Genomic DNA, 11,256 nt, shown 5'->3' with positions numbered 1-11,256 from the left:
GGGCTGCGGGCTGCGGGCTGCGGGCTGCGGGCTGCGGGCTGCGGGCTGCGGGCTGCGGGCTGCGGGCTGCGGGCTGCGGGCTGCGGGCTGCGGGGCCAACGAGTGTGGTGGTGGAGGTGGTGGGTGGGTGGGCCGGGGGCCCGGGGGGGGAAGCCCCCGAAGTCAGCCGCGAACCCCGCGGAGAGCCATCGCCACCGCCGCCTCCGTGATCTCGTCCGGGTCCTCCGCGGCGCCCAGTTCGATGCGGCGGACCGCGGCGTCGACGACACCCTGGAGGAGCATGGCCGCGAGCCGGGGCTGTTCGTGGCCCAGGGCGGCGAGCGCCTCGACGATCATGGCGATGAGTCCGCCGTGCGCCGCGCGGATCTTCTCGCGCGCGCCCGCGTCCAGTTCGCCGGCCGAAATGGCCACAACGGCACGGTGGCGCCGGTCGCCGACCAGCGCGAGTTGCCGGCGCACATACGCCTCGATCTTGTCCTCGGGCGTGTCGACGCGCTGCATCGCCGCTTCGACCTCGGCGGCCCAGACCGGGAAGTCGACGGCACAAAGCTCTTCGACTACGGCGGCGCGCGAGCGGAAGTACTCGTATACGGAGGAGCGCGCGAGGCCCGTGCGCTCGGCGAGGGCGGGGAAGGTCAGCGCTTCCGTTCCGCCTTCGGACAGCAGGGAGCGGGCGGCGTCCAAGAGGGCGCCGCGCTGCATCGACCGGTGCTCGGCCACGGAGGCCGCTCGAATCCTGGGCACGTCCCCACTCTACGGATGGCACGCCCGCCGTGGCACTCCGCATGGCGAGACCGCGTGGGAAGACCTGGCGCCCGCAACGTGTGACTCAGCGCCCGACGTCGGCGAGCTTCGCCCTGAGCTGGAGTACGGATTTGGTATGGATCTGGCTGACTCTGCTCTCCGTGACGCCGAGGACATTGCCGATCTCGGCGAGCGTGAGGCCTTCGTAGTAGTAGAGCGTGACCACGGTCTTCTCACGTTCGGGAAGGGTGTTGATGGCACGCGCGAGCAGGCGCCGCAGCTCACGGTCCTCGGCGATCTCGACCGGGTTCTCAGCGGCCGTGTCCTCCAGGGTGTCCATCAGGCTCAGCCGTTCACCCCCTTCGCCGCCGACGTGCAGCAGCTCCTCCAGCGCCACGACATTCGCCAGGGACAGCTGGCTGAACACTCCGTGGAGTTCCTCCAGAGCGATGCCCATCTCCTCGGCGACTTCCGCCTCGGAGGGGGTACGGCGCAGTTGCGCTTCGAGGGTGGCGTAGGCGCGTTCGACGGCGCGGGCCTTCTGCCGTACGGAGCGCGGAATCCAGTCGAGCGCCCGGAGCTCGTCGATCATTGCGCCGCGGATGCGGGTGATGGCGTAGGTCTCGAACTTGATGGAGCGTTCGGGCTCGAACTTCTCGATGGCGTCGATCAGTCCGAAGACCCCGGAGGAGACGAAGTCGGCCTGTTCGACATTGGGGGGCAGGCCGACACTGACGCGGCCGGCGACGTACTTGACCAGCGGGGAGTAGTGCAGGATCAGCTGCTCCCGCAGCCTGCCGTCGCCTGACGCCTTGTAGGCGCGCCACAGCTCGTCGAGTGAGCTGGGCGGAGCGGGGCGCACGCTGCCGCGTGCGGCGGGTGGTACAGCCGCACGGTCAGACCCGGAGGTGTGCTGGGGCATTCGTCGCCTTGAGCCGTTCTGCCGAGACGCGGGTGGATGGATGCATGAGGGTTGAATTTCCTGTGAGCGTAGCGTGACCACAGTGTCGCGGTGCGCGAGGAAGGCAGGTTCGGGGGTGCGCAGATACGTTCCGCTGCCCGCACCCCAGAGTTACCTCGTACGGCGTGGCGACATCCGGACACGATGCCGGGCGCGGGCTTCCGGAGGGCCGTGCGGGCGGACGCGATGGCATGACGGGCGGGGCCTCGTGCGTCCCGTGCGCCACATTGCCGTCTCCCCACGGGTCGGACCCGTGCCACGAAGCACGGCAAACCTGGATTCTGCGGTCATTCCCCTCACCCTTTCACCCGTTCGCCCCAGGTCAAGTACCGCCTCGCCGGGAACGCCCGGTCGTCTCGGCGCGTCGCGCCAACTCCCAGCGATCACCGCACTTTTGAACGAATCCGAGGGACAGCAGCTCGAAGAGTTTGGCGCGGGTGACATCGCGGGGCACGCCGGCTTCCTGGGCCAGATGGCCGGTGTCCGCGCTGTCGCGCGCCGGCAGCGCCTCCAGTACGAGGGTTGCGACGGGGTCCAGAAGGTCTCGGATGCGGGTCCGGCCTTCCCGTTCGGGGGCGAGGTCACCGATGCTGCCGACGAGCTCGATGACCTCGTCGGCGTCGGTGACCACCGTGGCTTCGCCGCGCAGGAGTTGATGCACACCGGCGGACAGGCCGCTGGTGACCGGGCCCGGCATGCCCATCGTGAAGCGCCCGAGGGTCTGTGCCCGCCGGGCGGTGACGAGTGAGCCGCTGCGGAGTTCGGCCTCTACGACAACGGTGCCTCTGGTGAGCGCGGCGATCACACGGTTGCGCTGGATGAAGCGGCTGCGGGTGGGGTGGTCGCCTGGCGGTAACTCGGCGACCACCAGGCCCTGTTGGGCGATGCGGCCGATCAACTCGGTGTGGCCGCGCGGGTAGGAGTGGTCGACTCCGGAGGCCATGACAGCGGTGGTCGCGCCGTCCGCGGCGAGTGCGCCGCGGTGGGCGGCGCCGTCCACGCCGTAAGCGGCTCCGGAGACGACGGTCCAGCCGCGGTCGGCGAGTCCGGCGCCGAGGGTGGTGGCGAGGTGGGCGCCGTATTCGGTGCAGGCTCGGGCGCCGACGACGGCAACCGAGCGCAGTGCCCACAGTCGGAGGTTGGCCGTCCCGCGCACCCACAGGCCGATGGGCCGGGCGTCGCCGAGGTCGTCGAGCTGGCCGGGCCATTCGTCGTCCCCGGGGCAGATGAACCGGCCGCCGAGTGCGGTGACGGCGTCGAGGTCCGCGGTGGGGCGTGCGCGGGCGGCGCGCAGCCGCAGTCCCGCGACCTTGGCCGGGCTTGCGCCCGGGGGTGGGGCCGCGTCGTCGTCGGACAGGGTCTGCCACAGGGCCTCCGGGCCCATCTCGCGCAGCCAGCGGCCGGCGGTTTCATCGCCCGGTTCGAGGATGCGGGTGAGGGCTGCGCGGGCCGTGCGCTGCGGGTCGGGTGCCTCGCCGGCTGCACGCCATGGGCCGGTGGTCGCGGGGCTCGGCTCGGTCGTCGTGGGTGCGGCATGGTCCGGTCCGGCCGTGGGGTCGAGGGCGCGGTCCCGGTGCTTGCCCGCTGACTCCGGCTCGTCGGTGGCGAAGCCCCATGCGTCGATGCCGTTCATGGTTGCCCCTGCTTGTGCGGCGACCGGGCGGTCGCGGTCTCTTGGTGCTTTCCGCCGCCGGCGGCCGTCGTCAGCGCGCCGCGGCGTACGCCGGTGCGGAGTTCCAGCGCCCAGTTGACGTCCTCCTTGGTGGGGCGGTCGCGGCCGGCCAGGTCGGCGGCCGTCCACGCGACGCGGAGGACGCGGTCGAGGCCACGGGCGGTGAGGAGGCCGCATTCGAGGTCGCGTTCCGCCTGGGCCAGCGCGCCGGGGTGGACCTGCCAGCGGGTGCGCAGCTCGTGTCCGGGTACCTCGCTGTTGGTGTGCCACGGGGTTCCGGCGAAGCGGGCCGCGGCGCGTTCCCGGGCGGTCCGGACGCGTTCGGCCACGGCGGCGGTGGTTTCCGTGCCGCGGCCGAGTGCGATCAGTTCGGCGCGGGCGACCGGCTCGACGGCGATCCGCAGGTCCACTCGGTCCATCAGGGGGCCGGAGAGCCGGGCCCGGTAGCGGCGGATGGACGACGGCCGGCATTCGCAGCCGCCGCTGGTGGTGCCGTGCCGTCCGCAGGGGCATGGGTTGGCAGCGAGGGCGAGAAGGATGCGGGCGGGCATGCGCATCATGCCCGCGGCGCGGGCGACGACGACATGACCGGACTCCAGTGGCTGGCGCAGTGCGTCCAGGACTCGTGGGCTGCACTCCGCGGCCTCGTCCACTTTACCGACCCATGGATTGTCCGGATGGGCTCTGAGCTGGATCAATGCGTCACGGACGTTTCCCCGACGGTGGTTCAGTGGCCCATGGCCTGGCATGCACGCCCGGAAGCGTTGAGCTGCACGCTCTCACCAGTGGTGGAAGAGGAGTTTGATGAGCCCGATGTGCTTGATCAGATCGCGCTTGAGCTCGCGGGACAAGTCGTCCTGAAAATCACCCGGCGATGGAAGTTGGTCAAGCACAAGGTCTTGATCCCAGTGGACGTGTGCTTCCGTGTAGTCGCTGACAGCTGCGCTTAGCCAGTTGGCCGAGATCGTCGCGAAGCGGAGGCCGGCCCAGTCGATGTCGACATCTTGCCCAGCGCGTCGGGCCCCAACGACGACTAGCTCCAGCGGCCCGGAAAAGTTCCATGGCGGGGCTCCGGCGCTGCCCGCCCTGTCGGCCATCTCGCGGGCGAGGCATTCTGACTGCCTTGGACTCCAGCGGAACGGAGGATGGTTGCGGTCTCCTCTGTCGGGGGTAAGTAATAGCCCCTCGTCCCCGTAGTAGTCACGGGGCCCCCAGCAATAGCACCCTGCGAGGAAGAGGTCCCAGAACTCACCACTTGACTGGTGCCACCGTTGCCAAACGTTCCATCCAACGTGATTGGTGAGGTGCCGATAGCCTCGGTAATCCCAAAAGAGCACACAGATGTAGCGGACCCCATCCGGACCCCAAGGGTCCAAGTGCACATTCTTGAGACGACTTTCGATCTCCCTGAGGTCCGGGGCCGGAAGCATTGCAGACCTCCTGCAGGACGGAATGGCGACCGGAAGGCCAGAATTATCCAAATAATTTCGTTCGGTCAGTATTGCGGCTCCGCAAAGAGCAGGCCATCCGTGTGACGCCGCCCGGGTGAGGATGGCGAGGTAAGCGCTCGTCTTCCTCAGCTCCACCCTCATGGAGTGATTCCAGGATCACGAGTCTGCCTTCGCTTCGAGAATCTGAGCTTCGAGGTCGGCGATGCGCTTCTCCGCGAAGCGGAGGTTTGACCGGGCGCCTTCGAGTCGTTCCTGCAGGCTGCGGTGTTCTCGGGTGAGCTGCTGGACGCGGCGATTGAGGGTGGTGTTCTCGACATTCAATGCCTGGACGGACTCGCCTGGGACCATCTGATCGAAGTCACGAATCCGTCCCATCAGTACCCCGAGCTGCTGGCGGTGAGCGAAGACTTCCTCCTGGGTGCGAGTGAGGGCGGCCTCCGCGTTCAGCGCCCGCTCGCGCCAGGTGGCCTCGACGCGGTCGTACTTTTCCTTCCCGAGGCGGTCGTGCCGACTGCGACTGTCGGCGACCGCGTTCTTCACCAGGGTGCGGGCGTCGGCGTTCTCATAGAGGAACGTGGACGACACGCCAGCACGTTCGGCGATGGCTTTGACGGTGGGGCGGCCGCGCTCGCGCCGAAGCTGGCCGATGGCTTTCTCGACCTGGGCGAGCTTGTCCTGGGTCTGCTGTCGGCGGGCGGCGATGGCGGCTGCGGTGGACGCGGTCATGCGGCATCGGCTTCGTTTTGTTGGTCGACGAGGTCTTGGGCTCGGAAGGCCGTGCTCCAAACGCGTCCGAAGTAGTCCTGTGGCCGTCGCAGGTCGAGGGCGAGGGCTTCGTCGAGAAGGCCGACGGCTTCCAAGGCTCTTTCCAGGCCGGCGATCGCGCGGGCGGTGGGCTCGAAGACTTCGTGGAGGTAGTCGGCCGTGGCGCTGTCGGGGCTTTGTTCTGCGAGCATCCGCCATTGCTGGCGTTTGCGATGCCAGTAGACGAGGTCCGCGCCGGACATGACGAACTTGTCGCAGCTGTGACAGTTCAGGTTCCAGGGGCAGGCGTCGCCGTTGACGACGGGCTGGAAGGTGCAGAAGCCGCCGTCAGCTGGTGTTGACCGGCGGCTCAGGTCGATGGCCAGGGCTTCGGCTTGCTGGCGAGTGAGCGGCTCGCCCGTGGATAGCAGGATGCCGGGCTCTGACGATCCAGGTCCGCCGACCCAGACGGCCTGAAGTGCGTCGTTGAGGCGGGGGTCGGTGTTGGCGATGTGGACGTAGTGCTCGGCCATCGCCTCGGAGACCTGCCCGAGGTATCGCTTGACGTGGGTGAGGTTCGCGCCGGCTTTGAGCAGGTTGGTGGCCAGAGAGTGCCGAGCCTGGTGGGGAACGCAGTGCCGGATGTCGAGGGTCTTCACCCACTCCCGGAAGGATTCGCTGAACCAGCCGTAGCTGACGCTCTTGAGCATGTAGCGGTTGGTGGCTCTGCGAGGGAACAAGGCGACCTCGCGCCGTTCAGTAGGGCTGGGCGGCCGGCCGTGTCGCTGGAAGAAGCGAGCGACCGTCTTTGCCTGGCGTTCTTCGATCCGTCCGTAGAGCCAGTCGGGGATGCGGATCCCTTCGTCGAAGTTACCGATCTTGGTTTGATCATGCCAAAACATCGCGACCCCTTTGAGGCGTCCGATGCACTCCAGGCGGGCCTCCAGGACCTCGCTGCAGCGGCGTCCGGTGAGGACCAGTGCCTCCCAGATATCCCGGAGCCCGCGGTCGTCGGCATCGAGGGCCTGCAGGTCGCGCAGGTTGTCCTTGTTCGCGAGTGCGCGGGCGACGTCGTCGGGGAAGGGATTGCGGCGCCCCCTGGTGCCCTTCCCGTAGGGGGCGGCGACGATGAAGGAGCGGTCGAGCCCGATGCGCTCGTCTGCACCGGTGTCCATGGCACCGCGAAGGACACGCCGGACGCCGTTGAAATTGGTGGCCAGGGTGCCCTTGGTCGCAGCGGTGGGGCGGCTTTGGGCACTGCGTTTGCGAACGTGGACGGCCAGGGAGGGGAGGTTGTGCTCGGCTCGGTGTCGCTGATCGGCGACGAAGCCGGTCATGTGAGTCTCGTTCAACAAGGTGGGGTCGTGGCCGCCTTGCGGTGCCTGTGCTTCAAGGTAGGCGGACAGCTCCAGGCAGCCCCGGCGACGTTGGTCGAACACTGCACGGCTGCGAGGCGGGTCCGCGGTGAGCCTGGCGGCGATGTCGTCCCAGAGCAGATCGCGGAGCCAGCGTTGGGAGACACCCGCCAGGTCGAAGTAACTGCTGCTTTCGGGGAGAAGGACGCCGAAGTGCTCGATCTCGATGAACCCGGCGTCCTTGGTGTCCTGGCGTGAGAAGTAGACCAGCCGGAGGTAGTGCAGCATCGTCGTCACGAGCTGCTGTAGCGGTCTGGTAAACCCGCTGAGGTCAAGGTCGACCAGCGAGTTCACCTCCTTGAGGCGGCAGTGGTCGGCCAGATGCTGGACCAGCCCGAGCCACCAGAACCTGCCCTCAGTGTTCGTATGCCCGTGATGGAACAGCGTCCACTGAATCTCGGCCTTCACCAGCGGACGCAGGCCGACCAGCGAGACCTTGCCGTCGGTCCGGTGAATCGGCGAAGTCTCACGGCACCAACGGTCGAACGCAGTCCTGTCGCCGTAGATGACCGGAATGACCGCACGTGCCGTAGCAGGCTGCTGCCATCGCGACTGTTTGTAAGCGGCCTGGGCCTGGCCGGGCCTGTTGTCCCGCTGGTATCGGGTGGTGTGCCGCCGGCAGAGCCCGAGCGGATTGTCCGCGAGTTCGGGGCAGGGGCCGATCCGACACGGCCCGAAGCCGACGAAGGGTTGCTGGTCGGCGACCCAGGCATCGAAGTCCAGCGTGACGCCGTTCGCCTTGCGGTGATGGCCCCTGGCGGCGATCCAGCGCCGTGTGTGCAGGTAGCACAAGCCGTTGCGGGCTGACGCGGGAACCTCTGGGCAGATCAGACAGGGCGGTGGGGAGGGCAAGGCCCGAGGCTTCAAAGGCTCGGCGACACGGAGAAACTCGGTGATGGCTTTCCCCTCCGCCCGCATCTCCCTCCACTGCCTGTAGTGGACTTGGCAGTAGTCGTAGCCCCTGTCCTGGGGGCATTCACAGCCCGGCAGACGGCAGACCCACCCGTGAACCGGATGGTCGCCGGGCACCGTGATGACATCGGTGCGGAAGATCGTCTCGAAGGTCGGCGCCGCCATCAGCGCGGTGAGGATCTCCAGCCGGTCGCCCGTCGTGCGCGTCGCCTCGCCCGTTCCGAGCGGCACCACCTGCAGCCTGATCACTCCTGTTCACCCCAGACCGTCTTCAGGGCTGCTGTGAACTGCGGGGAGTGCAGGTCCGGGTGACCATAGACCTCGTCAACCATCTGCATGGACGCCCAGTTGCCGGTCGCCTTGGCGACCAACGGCTCCCCGCCGGAGGCGTCTAGGACGTCGTTAGTGAACTGATGCCGGAATGCCTTGGGAGTGATCCTGCCGGGCAGGTCAGCCCGGCGACCGGCCCGTCGGAGCATGCCGCGGGCCGCATCGGCAGTCCAGGGCTGGCCGCGGTTCGGCCCGGACAGCTGAATCAGCAGCATGCCGTGCCCCGTCGCGTACTTCGCGTACTCCGTCGTCATGTACTTGAAGTAGCTGCTGATCATCGCGGGGCTGGCTCGGTAGATCTCCCCGCCGGTGACCGTGCCGTCGACCAGCCGCCAGTCAGGCTTGATCTTCGCTGCCGCCCGGTTGGCGTTGCCCCACCGGTGGCAGACGTGCAGATGCGGCTCCCGGCATTCGCCGCACGGCGCGTCTTCCCGCAGATGCAGGTCGACCAGGTGCAGTCCCGTCAGACCGCCGATCCTTAAGCTCGTGTCGGACAGCCAGGTCACCACCATCTCGTCACGGGCGGTGTTCACCGCCTCCCGCAACTCCGGCTTGGCCCCGTCCGGCAGCATCTTCGGGTGCCGGCGGCGAGTCCTTCGCTTCGGCGCCAGCGGGTTGGCGGGCATCGACGTCTTCACGTGGCCCAGGAAGGCCCGGCTCCGGTCCGACTTGGTCGGCAGACGTCCGATCGAGAGTGCGTCCCTCAGCTCGTCGTTCACGCCGCCCCTCAGGGCGCACTGATGGAGGTAGAAGCCTTTAAGGCACGCGGCCGCGACCTGGAGGGCTGAGTCACCGTACGGACGCTGCGGCGGCACCCTCCACGGCTGCCCGTACGGCATCGGCACCTTCGCCCCCACCGCCCCCATGTAGCGGTGCAGGTCCAGCAGCCTCACGGTGTCTGTGGTCAGCCCCTCCCGGGCCCGCCACCGCAAGTGATCCACCAGGGAGTAGGCGTAGGTCTTCTGCGACCCCGACCCCTCGAACGGCCTGAGATATCCATCTGCTTCCTCGTCGACCGAGCCGTCCGGCCAGACGATCGTGTACGACTGCCCGCCGCCCGATCGCTTCAGTACCTGGACCCTCAGATCCCCGAGCACCACCCGGCTTCGCGCCACCTCTGCCTCCCCACCCGTTCCCTTCCACGTGATGAAGGGAACGGAGGCAGTCGGTTAATCGGAACGGGATGGCCGCAGGAAGGGCCCAAACGAGTGAGACGGACACTCAACGAACGGTTGGAAAAGTCCACGAACAGCACACCGTGGTGGGCGAGGGAGACGGCGCCGGGTCGGGGTAGTCCGGTGCCGCCGCCGACGAGGGACGCCATGGTCGCGGAGTGGTGCGGGGCGCAGTAGGGCGGCCGGTGGACGAGCGGCTGCCCCGGCGGGAGGGTGCCGGCTACCGAGTGGACGGCGGTGACCTCCAGGGATTCCTCGGGCGACAGGGGTGGCAGCAGCCCGGGGAGGCGTTCGGCGAGCATGGTCTTGCCGGCGCCGGGCGGGCCCTTGAAGAAGATGTGGTGGCGTCCGGCGGCGGCCACTTCCAGGGCGCGGCGGGCACTGTGCTGGCCTGCGACGTCCGCGAGATCGGGGGTGTGGTCCCCGGGTGGCAGGCCCGCGCCGACGCTGGTTCCGGGCACGACCAGCCCGGCGAGCGAGGCGTCGGGGCGGCCTTCTTGCCGGGGGTCTTCCTCCTCGGGCACCGGTTCGTCGGCGAGGACGGCGATGAGCTGGCGCAGGCTGCGCACGCCGAGGACCGAAATGCCGGGGACGAGGGACGCCTCGGCCACGGTCTGTTCCGGGACGACGACCTGGCGGTATCCGGCGTCGGCGGCGGCTAATACGGCGGGGAGTACTCCGCGTACGGGGCGGACGCGGCCGTCCAGGCCCAGTTCGCCGATCATCATCAGGTCGGTGAGTTCGCGGGGGTCCAGGCGCTCGGCGGCACCGAGGACCGCGCAGGCCACGGCCAGGTCGAAGCCGCTGCCGCCTTTGGGTACGGAGGCCGGGCTGAGGCCGACGGTGAGCTTCTTCTGCGGCCATTCGGCGCCGGAGTTCACCACGGCGGCGCGCACCCGTTCCCTGGACTCGATGAGGCTCTTGTCGGGGAGTCCGACGAGGGTGAAGGCGGCGACGCCGGGTTCCAGGTCGGCCTGGACTTCGACGACGACACCTTCGACGCCTACCAGGGCGACGGAGCAGGTGCGGGCGAATCCCATCAGGCCACCCCTCGTGCGTGCTGGACGACCGGGGCGCCGCGGGCCGGCAGCAGTACGCCGATGACGTCAATGCGCACGCCTCCGGGCGGCGGGCCGCCGTGTCGCTCCAGCCAGCGTTCCGCCAGCAGTCGCAGCCGGGCGGTCTTCTCGGGGCGTACGGCCGCCATGGGGTGTTCGTACCAGCCGGCGCGGCGGGTTTTCACTTCGCAGACCACCAGGGCGTCGCCGTCGGCAGCGACGATGTCGATCTCTCCGTCGCGGCAGCGCCAGTTCCGGTCCAGGATCCGCATCCCGGCCTCGATGAGCCGCCGGGCTGCCAGGTCCTCGCCGTAGCGGCCGAGGGCGCGGCGCCGGGTGTCGGGCGGTTTGGCCGCCGTGGGGCCGGTGTCTCTCGGGTCGGCGGCGGGTGGCCCGGCGGTGGTCCGCCCGGCCGCCGCGGGGGGCTTACGCCCCGGGGGCGGCGCTCCGCCCTTGCGGCCACTGGCCGGCGTAAGCGCCGCTGCCTGCCCCGAACCCGTGCTGTGCACTTCTTCGCCGACCGGCCCCGCGCCGCTGCGCGCCTCATCCGGTCCGCTCCTCGAACGCGACCCGAGCTCTTCGCCCTGCCCGCTCGTCGAGCGCCCCCGGAGGACCTCGCCCCCGCCGCTCGCCGCGCTCGCCCCCCGTGCCGCGTTCCGGTCCCTCGCGGAGCGCGTCCTCGATGGCGTCTCCGTGACCGGTGCGTTCTTCCCGGCCTGCCGGCCGGCCTGCATGGCGTTCATGCGGTACCACCTCCGGCACCGACTGTGACGCCCCCGACCCGATCTTTTGGA

7 protein-coding genes and 3 pseudogenes are annotated in these 11,256 nt (G+C 69.2%); all 10 read right to left on the bottom strand.

The genetic code is table 11. The annotated features are described in order from the left end of the window. Positions 1-162: 162 nt before the first annotated feature. A complete protein-coding gene (locus tag TU31_RS05020) occupies positions 163-702 on the bottom strand; it encodes a TetR/AcrR family transcriptional regulator (RefSeq protein WP_042150008.1) in 540 nt (179 codons plus the stop codon). 127 nt (positions 703-829) lie between these two features. Next, positions 830-1,666 (bottom strand): RNA polymerase sigma factor WhiG, encoded by an 837-nt coding sequence (whiG, locus tag TU31_RS05015; protein ID WP_042149406.1) that lies wholly within the window; start codon positions 1,664-1,666, stop codon positions 830-832. A 361-nt stretch (positions 1,667-2,027) separates the two neighbouring features. Beyond that, positions 2,028-3,338 carry a DNA-processing protein DprA gene (dprA, locus tag TU31_RS05010; protein WP_042149404.1) on the bottom strand — a complete coding sequence of 437 codons (1,311 nt, stop codon included), beginning with the start codon at positions 3,336-3,338 and terminating at the stop codon, positions 2,028-2,030. Further along, a pseudogene (locus TU31_RS05005) lies at positions 3,335-4,030 on the bottom strand (ATP-binding protein); the annotation flags it as partial. The pseudogene TU31_RS05005 and the gene dprA, both read right to left, overlap by 4 nt. Before the next feature lie 126 nt (positions 4,031-4,156). Beyond that, a complete protein-coding gene (locus tag TU31_RS05000; protein WP_042149399.1) occupies positions 4,157-4,474 on the bottom strand; it encodes a hypothetical protein in 318 nt (105 codons plus the stop codon). Between the two features lie 510 nt (positions 4,475-4,984). Further along, positions 4,985-5,554 (bottom strand): DUF6262 family protein, encoded by a 570-nt coding sequence (locus TU31_RS04995; protein WP_042149397.1) that lies wholly within the window; start codon positions 5,552-5,554, stop codon positions 4,985-4,987. Continuing rightward, positions 5,551-8,148: a tyrosine-type recombinase/integrase gene (locus TU31_RS36170; protein WP_042149394.1), complete on the bottom strand. Its 2,598-nt coding sequence runs from the start codon at positions 8,146-8,148 to the stop codon at positions 5,551-5,553. The genes TU31_RS04995 and TU31_RS36170 overlap by 4 nt, the downstream gene beginning before the upstream one ends. Then, complete coding sequence (locus TU31_RS04985; RefSeq protein ID WP_245698400.1) at positions 8,145-9,344, bottom strand: site-specific integrase; 1,200 nt, start codon at positions 9,342-9,344, stop codon at positions 8,145-8,147. Before TU31_RS04985 ends, TU31_RS36170 begins: the two co-directional genes overlap by 4 nt. Before the next feature lie 125 nt (positions 9,345-9,469). Continuing rightward, a pseudogene (locus tag TU31_RS04980) lies at positions 9,470-10,444 on the bottom strand (YifB family Mg chelatase-like AAA ATPase); the annotation flags it as partial. Continuing rightward, positions 10,444-10,794: pseudogene (locus tag TU31_RS39540) on the bottom strand (YraN family protein); the annotation flags it as partial. The pseudogenes TU31_RS39540 and TU31_RS04980, both read right to left, overlap by 1 nt. Positions 10,795-11,256 lie beyond the last annotated feature (462 nt).

This window comes from Streptomyces lydicamycinicus (assembly GCF_000829715.2).
Classification (GTDB): Bacteria; Actinomycetota; Actinomycetes; order Streptomycetales; family Streptomycetaceae; genus Streptomyces; species Streptomyces lydicamycinicus.
This window is presented reverse-complemented; position numbering and strand designations above follow the sequence as displayed.